15 protein-coding genes, 2 tRNA genes and 2 rRNA genes are annotated in these 16,705 nt (G+C 53.8%); 12 read left to right on the top strand and 7 right to left on the bottom strand.

Features of this window, described 5'->3' with window-relative positions:
* From ABLU87_RS29440 to dkgB, 4 genes are all read left to right on the top strand, one after another.
* Positions 1–693 (top strand): 23S ribosomal RNA (locus ABLU87_RS29440); the annotation flags it as partial.
* A 104-nt stretch (positions 694–797) separates the two neighbouring features.
* Positions 798–913 (top strand): 5S ribosomal RNA (gene rrf, locus ABLU87_RS29435).
* Positions 914–968: 55 nt separating this feature from the next.
* A tRNA-Asp gene (locus ABLU87_RS29430) sits at positions 969–1,045 on the top strand.
* Between the two features lie 163 nt (positions 1,046–1,208).
* Positions 1,209–2,012, top strand: coding sequence for a 2,5-didehydrogluconate reductase DkgB (gene dkgB / locus ABLU87_RS29425; RefSeq protein WP_014837458.1), 804 nt, complete (start codon positions 1,209–1,211; stop codon positions 2,010–2,012).
* 30 nt (positions 2,013–2,042) lie between these two features.
* Here dkgB and yafC read toward each other — a convergent pair whose 3' ends face one another.
* Entirely contained in the window at positions 2,043–2,945 is a 903-nt protein-coding gene (gene yafC / locus ABLU87_RS29420) for a DNA-binding transcriptional regulator YafC (RefSeq protein ID WP_004847906.1), read from the bottom strand.
* 104 nt (positions 2,946–3,049) lie between these two features.
* On the opposite strand from yafC, the gene ABLU87_RS29415 reads away from it, so the two are divergent.
* The 3 genes from ABLU87_RS29415 to ABLU87_RS29405 all read left to right on the top strand — a co-directional run bounded on the left by ABLU87_RS29415 (position 3,050) and on the right by ABLU87_RS29405 (position 5,998).
* Positions 3,050–4,240, top strand: coding sequence for an MFS transporter (locus ABLU87_RS29415; RefSeq protein ID WP_014228021.1), 1,191 nt, complete (start codon positions 3,050–3,052; stop codon positions 4,238–4,240).
* A gap of 105 nt (positions 4,241–4,345) precedes the next feature.
* Complete coding sequence (locus ABLU87_RS29410; RefSeq protein WP_025108464.1) at positions 4,346–5,143, top strand: endonuclease/exonuclease/phosphatase family protein; 798 nt, start codon at positions 4,346–4,348, stop codon at positions 5,141–5,143.
* A gap of 84 nt (positions 5,144–5,227) precedes the next feature.
* Positions 5,228–5,998, top strand: coding sequence for a class I SAM-dependent methyltransferase (locus tag ABLU87_RS29405; protein ID WP_014228023.1), 771 nt, complete (start codon positions 5,228–5,230; stop codon positions 5,996–5,998).
* Between the two features lie 57 nt (positions 5,999–6,055).
* On the opposite strand, the gene mltD is transcribed toward ABLU87_RS29405, so the two are convergent.
* Both mltD and gloB read right to left on the bottom strand, forming a co-directional pair.
* Positions 6,056–7,423, bottom strand: coding sequence for a murein transglycosylase D (gene mltD / locus ABLU87_RS29400; protein ID WP_004129156.1), 1,368 nt, complete (start codon positions 7,421–7,423; stop codon positions 6,056–6,058).
* 71 nt (positions 7,424–7,494) lie between these two features.
* Entirely contained in the window at positions 7,495–8,250 is a 756-nt protein-coding gene (gene gloB / locus ABLU87_RS29395; RefSeq protein WP_064378302.1) for a hydroxyacylglutathione hydrolase, read from the bottom strand.
* Positions 8,251–8,282: 32 nt separating this feature from the next.
* On the opposite strand from gloB, the gene ABLU87_RS29390 reads away from it, so the two are divergent.
* Positions 8,283–9,005 (top strand): class I SAM-dependent methyltransferase, encoded by a 723-nt coding sequence (locus tag ABLU87_RS29390; RefSeq protein WP_004847912.1) that lies wholly within the window; start codon positions 8,283–8,285, stop codon positions 9,003–9,005.
* Here ABLU87_RS29390 and rnhA read toward each other — a convergent pair.
* On the bottom strand, positions 9,002–9,469 hold the full coding sequence (gene rnhA / locus ABLU87_RS29385; protein WP_004129160.1) for a ribonuclease HI: 468 nt from the start codon (positions 9,467–9,469) through the stop codon (positions 9,002–9,004). The genes ABLU87_RS29390 and rnhA overlap by 4 nt on opposite strands.
* A 65-nt stretch (positions 9,470–9,534) precedes the next feature.
* On the opposite strand from rnhA, the gene dnaQ reads away from it, so the two are divergent.
* Positions 9,535–10,266, top strand: coding sequence for a DNA polymerase III subunit epsilon (dnaQ, locus tag ABLU87_RS29380; protein ID WP_025108466.1), 732 nt, complete (start codon positions 9,535–9,537; stop codon positions 10,264–10,266).
* A 132-nt stretch (positions 10,267–10,398) separates the two neighbouring features.
* Positions 10,399–10,475, top strand: a tRNA-Asp gene (locus ABLU87_RS29375).
* Positions 10,476–10,729: 254 nt separating this feature from the next.
* Here ABLU87_RS29375 and ABLU87_RS29370 read toward each other — a convergent pair.
* Positions 10,730–11,500, bottom strand: coding sequence for an amidohydrolase (locus ABLU87_RS29370; RefSeq protein ID WP_014837467.1), 771 nt, complete (start codon positions 11,498–11,500; stop codon positions 10,730–10,732).
* 183 nt (positions 11,501–11,683) lie between these two features.
* Positions 11,684–14,128 (bottom strand): acyl-CoA dehydrogenase FadE, encoded by a 2,445-nt coding sequence (gene fadE / locus ABLU87_RS29365; RefSeq protein WP_122117428.1) that lies wholly within the window; start codon positions 14,126–14,128, stop codon positions 11,684–11,686.
* Between the two features lie 238 nt (positions 14,129–14,366).
* On the opposite strand from fadE, the gene lpcA reads away from it, so the two are divergent.
* Together lpcA and ABLU87_RS29355 are read left to right on the top strand one after the other, a co-directional pair.
* Entirely contained in the window at positions 14,367–14,948 is a 582-nt protein-coding gene (lpcA, locus tag ABLU87_RS29360; protein WP_004099149.1) for a D-sedoheptulose 7-phosphate isomerase, read from the top strand.
* 149 nt (positions 14,949–15,097) lie between these two features.
* A complete protein-coding gene (locus ABLU87_RS29355) occupies positions 15,098–15,865 on the top strand; it encodes a class II glutamine amidotransferase (protein WP_004847917.1) in 768 nt (255 codons plus the stop codon).
* Here ABLU87_RS29355 and dpaA read toward each other — a convergent pair.
* Positions 15,836–16,576, bottom strand: coding sequence for a peptidoglycan meso-diaminopimelic acid protein amidase (gene dpaA, locus ABLU87_RS29350; protein ID WP_014228031.1), 741 nt, complete (start codon positions 16,574–16,576; stop codon positions 15,836–15,838). The two genes, ABLU87_RS29355 and dpaA, sit on opposite strands and share 30 nt — an antisense overlap.
* Positions 16,577–16,705: the final 129 nt, after the last annotated feature.

The following is a 16,705-nucleotide window of genomic DNA, read 5'->3' as shown; positions in this document are numbered from 1 at the left end:
ATCGGGGTTGCGGACAGTGTCTGGTGGGTAGTTTGACTGGGGCGGTCTCCTCCTAAAGAGTAACGGAGGAGCACGAAGGTCAGCTAATCCTGGTCGGACATCAGGAGGTTAGTGCAATGGCATAAGCTGGCTTGACTGCGAGCGTGACGGCGCGAGCAGGTGCGAAAGCAGGTCATAGTGATCCGGTGGTTCTGAATGGAAGGGCCATCGCTCAACGGATAAAAGGTACTCCGGGGATAACAGGCTGATACCGCCCAAGAGTTCATATCGACGGCGGTGTTTGGCACCTCGATGTCGGCTCATCACATCCTGGGGCTGAAGTAGGTCCCAAGGGTATGGCTGTTCGCCATTTAAAGTGGTACGCGAGCTGGGTTTAGAACGTCGTGAGACAGTTCGGTCCCTATCTGCCGTGGGCGCTGGAGAATTGAGGGGGGCTGCTCCTAGTACGAGAGGACCGGAGTGGACGCATCACTGGTGTTCGGGTTGTCATGCCAATGGCATTGCCCGGTAGCTAAATGCGGAAGAGATAAGTGCTGAAAGCATCTAAGCACGAAACTTGCCCCGAGATGAGTTCTCCCTGACCCTTTAAGGGTCCTGAAGGAACGTTGAAGACGACGACGTTGATAGGCCGGGTGTGTAAGCGCAGCGATGCGTTGAGCTAACCGGTACTAATGAACCGTGAGGCTTAACCTTACAACGCCGAAGATGTTTTGGCGGATTTGAGAAGACAACAATTTCAGCTTAGATTCAGAGTTGAGTACGCGATAAAGAATTGCGTACTGAGCACAAAGAATTTGCCTGGCGGCACTAGCGCGGTGGTCCCACCTGACCCCATGCCGAACTCAGAAGTGAAACGCCGTAGCGCCGATGGTAGTGTGGGGTCTCCCCATGTGAGAGTAGGGAACTGCCAGGCATCAAATTAAGTAGTAAGCCGGTGCATAAATCCGGTGGTTACAGAAGTATTCGGTGGAGCGGTAGTTCAGTCGGTTAGAATACCTGCCTGTCACGCAGGGGGTCGCGGGTTCGAGTCCCGTCCGTTCCGCCACTTATTAAAAGCCCTGAGCATTTGCTCAGGGCTTTTTCTTTGCCTGTCGCTTTATTATTGCTTTTTTAGCAAAAATCCTCTGCGTTTAGCGCTCTTTTTCTCAATCCTCTCGTTGGTCATAATTACCCTCGTTAACCGATATGAATGAATAAAGAGGAAAATCATGACAATCCCTGCATTTGGCCTTGGGACCTTCCGTCTGAAAGATGACGTGGTTATTGCATCTGTAAAAACGGCGCTTGAGCTGGGCTATCGCACCATTGATACCGCGCAAATCTATGATAATGAAGCTGCTGTGGGTCAGGCTATTGCTGAAAGCGGCGTTGCGCGCGATGAACTGTTCATCACCACCAAGATCTGGATTGAAAATCTCAGCAAAGACAAGCTGATCGCCAGCCTGAAAGAGAGCCTGCTGAAGCTGCGGACTGACTATGTCGACCTGACGTTAATCCACTGGCCGTCGCCAAACGATGCCGTTGCCGTCGAGGAGTTTATGGCCGCGCTGCTGGAAGCGAAAAAGCAGGGGTTGACCCGTCAGATTGGTATTTCTAACTTCACCATTCCGCTGATGGAGCGGGCAATTGCCGCCGTTGGCGCAGAGAATATCGCGACCAACCAGGTTGAACTCTCTCCGTACCTGCAGAACCGTAAAGTGGTTGATTGGGCGCGTGAACACGGTATTCATATCACCTCTTACATGACGCTGGCCTACGGTAAGGCGCTGAAAGATGAAGTGATTGCACGTATTGCAACGAAACATAATGCCACGCCGGCACAGGTTATCCTGGCCTGGGCAATGGGCGAAGGTTATGCGGTAATTCCGTCTTCGACGCGGCGCGAAAACCTGGCAAGCAACCTTAAAGCTCAGGATCTGCAGCTTGATGAAGACGATCGCCAGGCGATCGCCGCCCTGGACTGCAACGATCGTCTGGTTAGCCCGGACGGTCTGGCGCCTGAATGGGACTAATCTAATCCCCCTCTGTACTCTACAACCCTCTTACAGCTCCTTCGGGAGCTGTTTTACATGTTCGCTAAGAAAGTCGATAAAGGCTCTGATCCGCGTGCTTACGGCTCTGTCGCTGTAGTAAACCGCGCTAAACGGCATTTCAACCGGCAGCCGTTTATCAGCCAGCAGCTCGACAAACGCCCCTTCAGCAATTTCCTTATCCACCATATAGTCCGACAGACAGGCGATTCCGTTACCGGCCAGGCACAGCTGCTTGAGCGTTTCTCCGCTATTGGAAGATATCTCGCTTTCGATTTCCAGCAGCTGGCCATCGCAGCAGGAGACTGGCCAGGTATTCAATGAAACAGGTTCGCTAAAACCGAGGCATTGATGATTTTTTAGCTCAGCGACGCTTTGCGGCGTTCCATGGCGAGCGAGATAGTCCGGTGAAGCGATTATTTTGCGGTAGCTATTAAACAATGGCCTGGCGCGCAGGCTGGAATCGGTCAGCGTGCCGGCGCGGATCGCGACGTCAACTTTCCGCTCAATCAGATTGATAAAGGTTTCGGACGAGACCAGAGTAAGGCTCATCTCTGGATAACGCTCACGGAAGGGTTTTATCAACGGCATCAGAAAATGCAGTATCACCGGCGTTGCGGCATCAACCCGTAATAGTCCTCTTGGCGTCGTACGACTCTCCAGAAGTTCATTTTCGGCAGCGGCCATCTCCTGAAGCACAACCTGCATGCGACGGAAATAACGCTCTCCTTCTTCGGTCAGGCTTAGCTGACGGGTCGTACGGTTAAGCAGGCTCACGCCGAGCTTTGATTCCAGCTTTTTCACCGCCCGGCTGACGGCGGAATTGGCCTGACCTAGCTGTTCCGCTGCGCGGCTAAAGCTGCCGCTCTCGACCACGGCGACAAAAATGGCGATTTCTTCTGAGGTAGCTCTCATTATTGCACCTGTGGCAAAATTCTATTGATACTTTGGCTATTTTTGTTATTAAAGCATCTCTTCATACTACGTGTCATCTTAATCATGTTGATACGGAGTACATTATGCCGCTGGCGCTACTTGCCTTAACTATCGGTGCCTTTGCTATTGGCACGACCGAATTTGTCATTGTGGGCCTGGTGCCCACCATTGCAGAACAACTTGCTATTTCGCTACCCTCTGCGGGGCTGTTGGTTTCTATCTATGCGCTCGGCGTGGCGATTGGCGCCCCGGTGCTCACCGCGCTGACCGGGCGTATGCCGCGTAAGCAACTGCTGCTGGCGTTAATGGCGCTGTTTACCGCCGGTAACCTGCTGGCCTGGCAGGCGCCGGGTTATGAAACTCTGGTTCTGGCACGCCTGCTGACGGGACTGGCGCACGGGGTATTCTTTTCGATCGGATCGACAATTGCGACCAGCCTGGTCCCGAAAGAGAAAGCGGCTTCGGCGATTGCGATTATGTTTGGCGGTCTGACCGTTGCGCTGGTGACCGGCGTACCATTGGGCACCTTTATCGGCCAACACTTTGGCTGGCGCGAGACGTTCCTTGCCGTGTCGATCCTTGGCGTAATCGCATTAATGAGCAGCCTTATCCTGGTGCCGAATAACATTCCCGGTCGTGTCAGCGCCGGTTTGCGCGCCCAGCTCCAGGTTCTGACTCATCCCCGTTTACTGATAATCTATGCCATTACGGCTTTGGGATATGGCGGCGTATTCACCGCTTTTACCTTCCTGGCGCCGATGATGCAGGATCTTGCCGGATTTAGCCCGGCGGCCGTTAGCTGGATCCTCCTGGGCTACGGTGTTTCTGTAGCGGTGGGCAACGTATGGGGCGGAAAGCTGGCGGATAAGCATGGCGCCGTGCCCGCGCTGAAGCTGATTTTTGCCGCCCTGGTTGCTTTACTGCTGATCTTTCAGTTTACGGCCAGCATTCAGTATGCGGCGCTGGCGACGGTACTGGTGATGGGCATCTTCGCATTCGGTAACGTTCCGGGTCTGCAGGTATACGTTGTGCAGAAAGCGGAGCAGTATACTCCAGGCGCGGTTGACGTTGCCTCAGGCCTGAATATTGCCGCCTTTAACATCGGGATTGCCTTAGGATCGGTGATTGGTGGGCAGACGGTAGAACATTATGGTCTGGATCAGACGCCCTGGATTGGCGCGCTGATAGTTCTGGTCGCGCTGTTGCTGGTGGTTCTTAGCGGCCGGCTCGATAAGCCTCAGCGCTGTGCTACGGTTCTTTCCGTAGAAGGATAAAGGTTTCTGGCAAATTGCATTGAAAGTGTATACAAAAATCCCTATAACAGAAGGACCAGCTGCAGTCTCGGGCTGGTTTCCTGTTATCGAGGTTTGATGCCTAAATTGCGAAAGAATACCTATGCCATGCGCTACGTCGCCGGACAACCCGCGGAGAGAATCTTACCTCCGGGGTCGTTTGCTGGCATGACTCCGGCTTTTCCGGCCGGGGTACCGTTAAGTTCGGATGAGAAAATCCGCGTGCTGGTGTGGAACATCTTTAAACAGCAGCGCGCAGAGTGGAAATCCGTGCTTAATAATTTCGGTAAAGATGCGCACCTGGTGTTATTACAGGAAGCGCAAACCACGCCTGAGTTAGTGAAATTCGCCACCTCCAATTATCTGGCCGCTGACCAGGTTCCGGCACTGGTGCTTCCGCAGCATCCTTCCGGCGTGATGACGTTAGCTTCCGCCCACCCCATTTACTGCTGCCCACTGCGCGAGCGCGAGCCTATCCTGCGGCTGGCAAAGTCAGCGTTGGTCACCGTTTACCCGTTACCGGATACCCGGCTGCTGATGGTGGTAAATATCCACGCGGTCAACTTTAGTCTTGGCGTGGATGTCTACAGCAAGCAGTTGCTGCCGATTGGCGACCAGATTGCCCATCACAGCGGGCCGGTGATAATGGCGGGTGACTTTAACGCCTGGAGTCGTCCGCGAATGAATGCTTTGTATCGCTTTGCGCGTGAAATGTCGCTGCGCGAAGTCCGCTTCTCTGACGATCAGCGCCGCCGTACTTTTGGCCGCCCGCTTGATTTTGTGTTCTACCGGGGGTTAAGCGTGCACGATGCTTCCGTGCTGGTGACCCGCGCGTCCGACCACAACCCGCTACTAGTTGAATTCAGTCCCGGCAAGCCTGATTAATTAAGGTATGTCAGGCCTGCCATGGGGCAGGCCTGCGTATGCATGGTGCTGCCTTTATTACTCAAAAAACCGAAGGACAATGCAATGACAACACGCTCTCATCATGACAACGTCGAAAAACAGTTTGGCTCACAGGCCAGCGCCTACCTGAGCAGTGCCGTACACGCTTCAGGGCGCGATCTGCAGCGACTGGCCGAACGGCTGGCGGACTTCCCTCAGGCCCACGTGCTGGATATGGGATGCGGTGCCGGACACGCCAGCTTTGCGGCGGCAGGGCAGGTTGCCCAGGTAACGGCATATGATTTATCCAGCCAGATGCTGGAGGTGGTGGCTCAGGCCGCAAGGGATAAAGGTTTTGCTAATATTGCCACGCAGCAGGGCTATGCCGAATCTTTGCCTTTCGCTGATGCCAGCTTTGATGTCGCGATCAGCCGTTATTCTGCGCATCACTGGCATGATGTTGGCCAGGCATTGCGTGAAGTGAAGCGGGTGCTGAAACCGGGCGGAGTGATGATTATTATGGATGTGATGTCGCCCGGCCATCCTGTTCGCGACGTCTGGCTGCAGACGGTTGAGGCGCTGCGCGATACCTCCCATGTTCGCAACTACTCCAGCGGCGAATGGCTGACAATGGCGAGTGAGGCCGGTTTGGTGATAAATCATCTGCTGACCGATCGCCTGCCTCTGGAGTTCAGCTCCTGGGTCGCGCGGATGCGGACGCCAGAGGCGCTGACGGAAGCGATTCGTTTATACCAGGAGAGCGCATCGGCGGAGGTCAAAGCCTATTTTGCATTGCAGCAGGATGGTTCTTTCACCAGCGATACGATTATGTTTGAGGCCCATAAGGCCATCTAACGCAGAGATAAAACAAAAGGCACCGCATGGGTGCCTTTTTTAATGCCTGCTGAATCATCAGGATTCCGGTCTGTCGCTGTTTTTCACAAACAGCGTCAGCTGATCGCCAGGTTTCAGGTTGCCGGTATCGCTGTTCCAGCGCATCACATCGCGAATGTTCACGCCATGGCGTTTCGCAATGCTCGACAAAGAGTCGCCCTTACGCACGCGATAGGTAATGCTATCGCTATTGTTTGCCAGACGTTCAGCGCTGCTGCCTGCGCCAATCACCAGATTCTGACCGACCTTCAGGTTAGAACCGCGAATACCGTTCCACTGCTGCAGATCTTTCGTTGATACGCCGAGACGCGATGCAATGCCGGAGATGGTGTCACCGGAGCGCACCTGGTAGCTGCGGCTGGTCAACGGCTTGTTATCAGCCAGCAGCGTCGGCTGCACGGCGGCAATATCACCGGAGGCCAAAGACTCACGCAGTTGCGCCGCATGCTTCTGCGGTACCAGTACGTAATTCGGCCCGTTCGCGCCCAGAGTCGACCCCTTAACGCCTGCATTGAACGTTTTCAGCTTGCTGACGGGCATTCCTGCCATATCCGCTAGCTGTGAAATCTCAACCGGACTGTCGAGACGTACACGCGCCAGGGCACGGCTTTCGTCTGCTGTCGGCAACCTTACGCCATACCGCTTGCTGTTCTTGAGAATATCGCTCAGGGCCAGCATTTTTGGTACGTATATTTTGGTTTCCTGTGGTAATGACAGCGACCAGAAATCGGTGGGTTTACCCCGTGATTTGTTCGCTTTGATAGCCTTCATTACCCGACCTTCGCCGCTGTTATAGGCAGCGACGGTTAACAACCAGTCGCCGTCGAACATTTTGTTCAGACGTTGCATCATGTTTAACGCTGCCGTGGTTGAGGCAACGATGTCACGACGCGCATCGTAACTGCGGGTCTGTTTCAAACCATAATTGCGCCCGGTGCTCGGAATGATCTGCCAAATGCCTGCGGCATTGGCGCCAGACGTTGCGTGCGGGTCAAAAGCGCTCTCCACTATGGGTAGTAATACCAGTTCCATTGGCATGTTACGTTTCTTAACTTGCCCGGCTATCCAGTACATATACGGCTCTGCCCGTAAAGTTACATCGTGGAGATAGCTCTTATTTCTTAAGTACTTCTGTTTTTGTTCGCGAATCCGGACGTTTTCCGGAATTCCCATCTTTAGCTCGTCGCCTATTGAAGTCCACAGATCCTGGTCTTGCGCGTAGAAGGTTCCATCATCTAACCAGCGCGCTCGACTTGTGAACTTGCTTGCTTCCCCTTGACTCGCTGCAGAAAGGCTCTGTGCGTGCTGTTGTACGGTGCCATCGTTCTTAGACGCCTGGCACCCCACCAGCAGGACAGAGGCGAGTAAAATCGCTCGTGCCTTCATGTGTGTGTCAATAGTTGCTTAAAAGACGAGCAAGGATAACGGTGAAGTCGTCTGAAGACAAGAATTAAATATCAGAAGTCGTCTTTCTTTGACCTTAACCAGGCAAATCGCTGAATAGAGTGTTGCAAATTTGTTTCTTTGTCTATTTCTTTAATTAAATCATCATCATCCGTTCGAAGAAATAAATTAATAAGACGCTCATTTTTCAGAGTTACGGGGAGTGTTTTTTGTTTTTTTGCACGTAACTCATTAACTTTGTGGTAGTAATCGTTTATCTCCCTATCATGGGGAAGGATGCTTATTGCAAACTTCATGTTTGCTAAAGTGTACTCATGTGCGCAACATATTAATGTTTCGTCAGGAAGGGCGCTAATCTTCTTAAATGATTGATACATCTGCTCTGCGGTCCCTTCGAATAGTCTGCCGCAGCCGCCGGAAAACATTGTATCGCCACAAAATAGATAAGGTGCGCTGTAGAAACAGATGTGTCCTAAAGTGTGACCTGGCGTGGCAAAAATAGAAAATTCGCGGCCCAAAACAGCGAGGCTATCTCCGTCCTTCACGACGTGGGTTGCGCCCTTATCCTGGGTTTCTGCCGGTCCGTAAACCACCAGGTTCGGAAATTTTTCCCGCAGTTGTTTAACGCCGCCAACGTGGTCGAGGTGGTGATGCGTCAACAAGATAGCTTCCGGCTGCCAGCGGTTTTGTTCGATGGCGGCGAGCACGGGCGCGGCTTCTCCGGGATCGACTATCAGGCAGCGCCCGCTATCTTCACTAAGAACCCAGATGTAGTTGTCCTGAAATGCGGGAATACTGATAAGATTCATAAATTACCTCTAATGCGTAGCGGAAGGTTGCGATGAAGCCGGCAAGGATACCTCATACAGTTACAGCGCCAGAGCACTGGTCCAGCATGCCGTGGGGCGAATACTACCGCGAATCGCTGGAACGGCAGATGAAACCGTGGCTCGCTAAATTATATGGCTTTCATTTACTTAAGATTGGCAATCTGAGCGCGGAAATCAATACCGAAGCCTGCGCGATTTCCCATCAGGTGAATGTCTCTTTGCAGGGGAATCCTGTGCAGGTAAAGGCCGATCCGCTGCATTTGCCTTTTGCCGAAAAGTCGGTAGATGCCTGCCTGCTGGCGCATACCTTACCGTGGTGCAGCGATCCGCATCGACTGCTGCGGGAAGCGGACCGGGTGCTGATTGACGATGGCTGGATAATTTTAACCAGTTTTAATCCTGTAAGCCTGATGGGGTTACGTAAACTGGTGCCGGTGTTACGCAATAAGCCCCCCTATAACAGCCGCATGTTCACCTTAACGCGTCAGATGGACTGGCTGGGGTTGCTGAATTTTGAAGTTATGCACTACGGAGGCTATCAGGTCCTTCCCTGGTCGCGCCACGGGGGGAAAATGCTCAGCACGCATCTACCGGCGTTGGGATGTCTGCAGCTCATTGTTGCCCGTAAACGCACTATCCCATTGACGCTAAACCCGATGAAATCGGGCAAAGCAAAAAAACGGATACCGCAGGCGGTAGGCGCCACGCGTCAGTGGCGCAAGGGGCAGAATTAACTTTCTGCCTGATAACCGATGTCGTCCCGGGTTGGGTTAGATGCCGCCGCGCGCGCCAGTTCGTCGCAACGTTCGTTTTCCGGATGTCCGGCATGGCCTTTAACCCATTCCCATTTTATCTTGTGTTGACCCAGCGCGGCGTCCAGGCGCTGCCAGAGATCGACATTTTTTACCGGTTTCTTGTCGGCCGTTTTCCAGCCGCGTTTTTTCCAGTTGTGGATCCACTGCGTAATCCCCTGACGCACATACTGGCTGTCGGTACTGAGGATCACTTCACAATGTTCTTTCAGCGCTTCCAGGGCGACGATGGCGGCCATCATCTCCATGCGGTTGTTCGTTGTAAGGTTAAAGCCTTCGCTAAAAGTTTTTTCCTTCCCGCGATAGCGTAAAATCGCACCGTAGCCGCCAGGACCTGGATTTCCCAGGCAAGAACCATCGGTGAAAATTTCTACCTGTTTGAGCATCTCTGGTAGACTTCCTGTAATTGAAATCGATACGTAAAACGGTAAGTCTGACATAAATGACCGCTATGAGCACTGCAATTACGCGACAGATCGTTCTCGATACCGAAACCACCGGTATGAATCAGATTGGTGCGCACTATGAAGGGCACAAGATAATTGAAATCGGTGCGGTGGAGGTGATCAACCGCCGCCTGACCGGAAACAACTTCCACGTCTATTTAAAGCCGGACCGGCTGGTGGATCCTGAAGCGTTTGGCGTCCACGGTATTGCGGACGAATTCCTGATGGATAAGCCCGCGTTTGGTGATGTGGTCGATGAGTTTCTCGACTATATCCGCGGCGCGGAGCTGGTCATCCATAACGCATCGTTCGATATCGGCTTTATGGACTATGAATTTGCTAAGCTAAATCGCGGCATTCCGAAGACGGATACCTTTTGTAAGGTGACCGATAGCCTGGCCCTGGCGCGTAAAATGTTCCCGGGCAAGCGTAACAGCCTTGATGCCCTCTGTTCACGTTATGAAATAGACAACAGCAAGCGAACGCTGCACGGGGCGTTGCTCGATGCCCAGATTCTGGCCGACGTTTATCTGATGATGACCGGTGGCCAGACGACGATGGCTTTCTCAATGGAAGGGGAAGGGCAGCAGCAGGCCGGAGAAATGGGCATTCAACGCGTTGTGCGCGCCGCCAGCAAATTACGGGTGGTTTACGCCTCTGATGAAGAGCTGATGAACCACGAGTCGCGGCTCGATCTGGTGCAAAAGAAAGGCGGAAGCTGCCTGTGGCGGGCCTGATTTACCCATAAACGCGCTAAAAATAGTCTGTTGGGTGATTTTTGCAGCAAGCGATTCAAAAATGAAGAAAAAGCGTTGACGGAGTAGAGGGGAATCCGTAATATTCGCCTCGTTCCCAAGGGAACAGTAAGTGGAGCGGTAGTTCAGTCGGTTAGAATACCTGCCTGTCACGCAGGGGGTCGCGGGTTCGAGTCCCGTCCGTTCCGCCACTATTCAGAAAGCCTGAATCAGCAATGATTCAGGCTTTCGTCGTTTTAGCCTGCAGAACACATTCTCTTCCCCGTCTTCGCCAGCCATCCGTTGCGCCGGTCTGACAACGTTTGTCCGCGAGCCTGGCGTTAATAGCATTCATATTCTTGTTCCGCGCGGCGGGCGTTTACCTGCAGGGCCCTGCGGCGAGCGGGCGGGATAGCGCTGGTTTGAGATATAAAAAGGGAGCCTGGGCTCCCCTGCCAGGCTGGCTTTAGCTGAGCGTGAAGGGGTCAGCGTCCTGCCAGGCCGGAAACTTCTCGCGATACTCTTTTAGCGACGTCAGCGAAAGCTCAGCATCCAGGCGAGTCGCCTGATGCGGTTCGGCCGTCGCGATAATCTCACCCTGCGGCGTGATTATCCGGCTATCGCCCCGGTAATGGTGCCCGTTGCCATCGGTGCCGACGCGATTGCATCCGGCAACATAAGCCTGATTTTCGATAGCTCTGGCGACCAGCAGCGACTGCCAGTGCATTGAGCGCGGGGCGGGCCAGTTGGCAACATACAGCGCTAAATCGTAGTCGTTATGGTTGCGTGACCACACGGGGAAGCGCAGGTCGTAGCATACCAGCGGCAGAATTCTCCAGCCGCGCCAGGCAAAAATGACCCGCTCGTTACCCGCTGCGTAATGATGATGTTCATCCGCCATGCGAAACAGGTGGCGTTTGTCATAGAAATGGATTTTACCGCCGGGCTCAACCAGCAAGAAGCGGTTAACCGGACCACGGTCCGTTTGCAGCGCGGCGCTACCGGCAATCAGCGCGTTGGTTTGGTCGGCTTTAGCCTCCATCCAGGCTACCACTTCCTCTTGCGACAGCGACTGTTTTGCTGCTTCCATCGCGAAACCGGTGGTGAACATTTCGGGTAAAACAATGAGGTCACGCCCGGTAATCCCTTCCAGTTGACGATCGAAATGGCGCAGGTTGGCGGGACCGTCCATCCACACCAGCGGTTGTTGTAAAAGGGTAATTTTCAGTCCGGGCACGGTGGTGAACTCCAGTATGATGAGAGGAATTATAATGACTTTAACACCATATCAGCCGATGGACGGCTCAGGGAATATTTTGTAAAAGAATGACAGCCCTGGAAATACCTTCCGCTGAATTGTCAGAAAAAAGAGAGGCGGGGAAGTCCCCGCCTCGATCGTGATGAGTTTATTTTTTTGTTTTTAAGCCGCTTCGATCTTGCGCACTTTTTCCGGCAGCTTTACCGGGCGGGTCGCCAGTTCATCCGGGGCGAAATCGTCGACGTTAATGCTGCGCAGTCGGCTGGTTTCCGCACGGACCAGGATGTCCGCCTCGTCCTGATTGATTAACCCTTTTGCCAGCGCGTTGCGGGCCAGTTCATCAAGACGCGTAAACGACAGATTCTTGCCCAGCTCTTTGCACAGGCGCTGGTGGATAGGGTCTGCTGCCATAACATCAAGCAGCGCTTCTTCCAGCAGGCCAACCGGATTATGCTCGCTCGGCGTCAGATACTGACCGCGGCCGATACGCGAACGCGTCGCGCTCGGAACCTGCAGGATTTTCGCTACCTTATGATCCAGCTTGTCTGAAGGCGCCAGGTAATGACGTCCGGTCGGGAAGATTGCCACGCGAAGCGCCCCAGCGACCAGACGATTCGGGAAGTTCACCAACAGATCGTCAATCGACTGCTCGGCCTGATACAGCGCATCCTGCACCCCCCAGTGAACCAGCGGTAAGTCCGCTTCGTTACGCCCCTCATCGTCATAGCGTTTCAGGACCGCCGACGCCAGGTAGAGCTGGCTCAGCACATCTCCCAGACGCGCAGAAATTCTTTCACGACGCTTCAGACTACCGCCCAGTACCGCCATTGAGACATCGGACAGCAGAGCCAGGTTGGCGCTCAGTCGGTTCATATGTTGATAGTAGCGACGAGTGGCATCGCGGGTCGGCGAGCTGCTGGTGAGACCGCGGGTCAGGCCCAGCCAGAAACTGCGTACCTTATTGCTGCCCACGTGCCCGATGTGTTTAAACAGCAGCTTATCGAAAGCGTTAACGTCGTTATTCTGCGCGGCCGCCATTTCATCCAGCACGTACGGATGGCAACGAATCGCACCCTGGCCGAAGATCATCATGCTGCGGGTCAGGATATTCGCCCCTTCAACGGTGATGGCGATCGGCGCGCCCTGATAGGCCCGCGCCAGGAAGTTTCCGGTGCCGAGCATAATGCCCTTACCGCCGGTAATATCCATTGCGTCAATAATGGAACGCTGACCACGGTGAGTACAGTGATACTTCACAATTGCCGACAGTACCGCTGGTTTTTCGCCAAGCATAATGCCGTAGGTAATCAGCGAGGCGGCGGCATCCATTACGTAGGCGTTGCCTGCGATACGCGCCAGCGGTTCTTCGATCCCTTCCATTTTACCGATAGAGATTTTGAACTGGCGGCGAATGTGCGCGTAGGCGCCGGTAGCCATGGCGACGGATTTCAGGCCGCCGGTAGCGTTTGACGGCAGGGTGATGCCGCGTCCCACGGATAAACACTCAACCAGCATCCGCCAGCCCTGGCCGGCCATCGACGGGCCGCCAATAATGTAATCGATAGGAACGAAAATATCTTTCCCCTGGGTCGGGCCGTTCTGGAACGGAACGTTCAGCGGGAAATGGCGACGCCCGATTTCAACGCCGGGGGTGCTGGTGGGGATGAGCGCGCAGGTGATGCCCAGCTCCTCTTCTCCACCCAGCAGGCGGTCTGGATCGGAGAGTTTAAACGCCAGCCCCAGTACGGTGGCGATAGGCGCAAGGGTGATATAGCGTTTGTTCCAGGTCAGGCGCATACCCAGCACCTGCTGGCCCTGCCATTCGCCCATGCAGACGACGCCGGTATCCGGAATGGCGCCGGCATCTGAACCCGCTTCCGGGCTGGTCAGCGCGAAGCACGGGATCTCCTGGCCGCGAGCCAGGCGCGGCAAATAGTGGTTTTTCTGTTCTTCTGTACCGTAATGCTGCAGCAGCTCGCCCGGGCCTAATGAGTTCGGCACGCCGACGGTAATCGCCAGGATCCCGGAGACGCCCGATAGCTTTTGCAGTACGCGAGCCTGCGCGTAGGCGGAGAATTCCAGCCCGCCGTACTCTTTCTTAATGATCATCGCGAAGAAGCGATGCTCTTTCAGATAGGCCCACAGCTCCGGCGGCAGATCGGCCATCTCGTGGGTAATTTCGAAGTCGTTCGCCATACGGCAGGCTTCTTCGACCGGGCCGTCAATAAAGGCTTGTTCTTCAGCGGTGAGGTGCGGCTGCGGATAGTTATGCAGTTTCTGCCAGTCGGGGTTACCGCGGAACAGATCGCCTTCCCACCAGGTTGTGCCAGCGTCAATCGCTTCTTTCTCGGTGCGCGACATCGGCGGCATGACCTTACGGAAAGCGCGGAACGCCGGGACTGAAATCATGGATTTACGCATCGGCGCAAGGTTAAACGGCAGTAAAACGATCGCCAGCGGAATCAGCAGCCAGATATTCCACAGCCCCGCAGCGCCGAGTGCGGCGGTCCAGACAAGCAAAATCGCGCTGCTCAGCAGCAGATTGATTCGGTGATAGAAGAGCGCACCGAGTAAAACAACGGTTGCAACAATACTCAAAATCATCATAGAGAAATGCTCCCTGTCTTGTAGGAGGTCTGACCACTTGTGATGATATGGTTGTAGTGGATGTAATTTGTTTTAGCAATGTGTTTACAAAATAATTACAACCTTGCTCACATTGTTGTACGGAAATGCGGCACATAAAATCAAAAGCACAGGGGATTGCATTGCGTGCTGCTTCTCGCTGCGTCGGCTATCCGGTAAACTGCCTGGGTTATCCCACAAATACTGAAGGATTATCCTCATGTACCAGGATCTTATTCGTAACGAACTGAATGAAGCCGCTGAAACGCTGGCTAACTTTCTGCAGGACGAAGCCAACATTCACGCGATTCAGCGTGCTGCGGTGCTGCTGGCGGATAGCTTTAAAGCTGGCGGCAAAGTCCTTTCCTGCGGTAACGGCGGTTCGCACTGCGATGCGATGCATTTTGCGGAAGAACTGACCGGGCGCTATCGTGAAAATCGCCCCGGCTATCCGGCCATTGCGATTTCCGACGTGAGCCATCTCTCTTGCGTCAGCAATGATTTCGGCTATGAATATGTTTTCTCTCGCTATGTAGAATCAGTGGGTCGTGCAGGCGACGTATTACTGGGGATCTCTACTTCCGGTAATTCAGGTAATGTTATCAAAGCGATTGAAGCCGCCCGCGCCCAGGGGATGAAAGTGATTACTCTGACCGGGAAAGATGGCGGTAAAATGGCGGGGTCAGCGGATGTAGAAATTCGCGTACCGCATTTTGGCTACGCCGACCGTATTCAGGAAATCCATATTAAAGTGATTCATATCCTGATTATGCTGATCGAAAAAGAGATGGTTAAAGCTTAAAAGGCTATTTTGTTAGCCATTTTGAACCCGGGCAGTGCTCAAGATCCTCACGTACATGAAGTACGCTCCGGTTTCTGCGCGCTGGCCGTGTCCAAACTGGCTGCACCAATAACGCCTTTTATGTTTCAGTAAGTGGTATGAGGTGATCTATGTGCGAATTGCTCGGGATGAGCGCGAATGTGCCCACAGATATTTGCTTCAGTTTCACCGGGCTGGTGCAGCGCGGTGGCGGAACCGGGCCACATAAAGACGGCTGGGGCATTACGTTTTATGAAGGTAAGGGCTGTCGCACATTTAAAGATCCGCAGCCTAGCTTCCAGTCGCCCATAGCAAAGCTGGTGCAGGAATATCCTATCAAGTCCTGCTCGGTCATCGCCCATATTCGCCAGGCCAACCGAGGTATCGTTGCGCTGGAAAACACTCACCCCTTTACCCGGGAGCTATGGGGGCGCAACTGGACCTACGCCCATAACGGTCAACTGGAGGGGTATGAGAGCCTCGAGACGGGAAGTCTGCACCCTATCGGGGAGACCGACAGCGAAAAGGCCTTCTGCTGGCTGCTGCACAGCATCACCGAGCGCTATCCGGAAATGCCGGGCGATATGGTTGAGGTATTCAGATTTATCGCCACGCTTGCCGGAGCGCTGCGTGAAAAAGGCGTGTTTAACATGCTGCTCTCCGATGGGCGCTACGTGATGGCGTTTTGCTCGACGAATTTATACTGGATTACGCGAAGGGCGCCGTTTGGCGTAGCGACGCTGCTGGATCAGGACGTAGAAATTGACTTTCAACGCGAGACCACACCGAATGATGTGGTCTCCGTTATCGCCACTCAGCCGCTTACCGGCAACGAAACCTGGAATAAAATTATGCCAGGCGAGTGGGCGTTATTTTGCCTCGGGGACCGAGTAGTTTGACGCGAGCTGCGGCTGCACAACTTCGTGGCTGAGCGGTTTGCTCACCACGTAGCGGCCATTGGCTACCGAAACCACCGGCGGCTTATGCGTCTGCCGGAAGTAGTCGTACCCGGGTTTCAGCTGCTGCCAGAAATCCGCGAAGTAGGAAAATTTGTGACGCGCCATGTTGGCGTCGGTCATGCGGAAAGGATAAATGCTCACCTGAACGTTGGGCTGGCCGAAGACTAACGCGCCGGTGACGAACTGGAAGATTTCATCAATACCGGTATCGGTCATGGCGTAACAGCCAACGGATACGCAGGCACCGTGAATCATCAGATACTTTCCTTCATAGCCATGCGCGCGGTCGTAGGCGTTCGGGAAACCGATATTGATCGCTTTGTAGAAACGGCTGTCGGGTTTTAGCTGATTGCGGGAAACGTTATAGAAACCTTCGGGACTCTTGAAATCGCCCTGGCGCTGCTTTGGACCGAGCCCGCCGGAGTAGTTACAGATCCGGTAGCTGTCGAGAAGCTGGTAGGTTTCGCCCATCTTGACGTAAAGATCGAGCATGCGCTCTTCTTTGAAGATCTCAATGTAGACCGGCGAACCCATGAGCTGCTGCTTATACTCTTTGCTCATCGGCGTTGTCGAGCTGTTACTGCTAAGTAGCCCTGCGAATGAAACGCACGGCAACAGAAGCATCGCAATAAATAATGCGATTTTGCGCATACTACTTGTTCCTTGATAAAACAAATAACCACATTGCCAGGACGGCAAGAGAGACCCGAAATCAGAGTTTTCTGGTTTTAGAGCGCTCACATTAGCATCACGGCATTTTTTCGCAAGCACGACGTGCCA

It is taken from the genome of Klebsiella sp. CB_Kp196 (genome assembly GCF_040061575.1).
Classification (GTDB): domain Bacteria; phylum Pseudomonadota; class Gammaproteobacteria; order Enterobacterales; family Enterobacteriaceae; genus Klebsiella; species Klebsiella michiganensis.
This window is presented reverse-complemented; position numbering and strand designations above follow the sequence as displayed.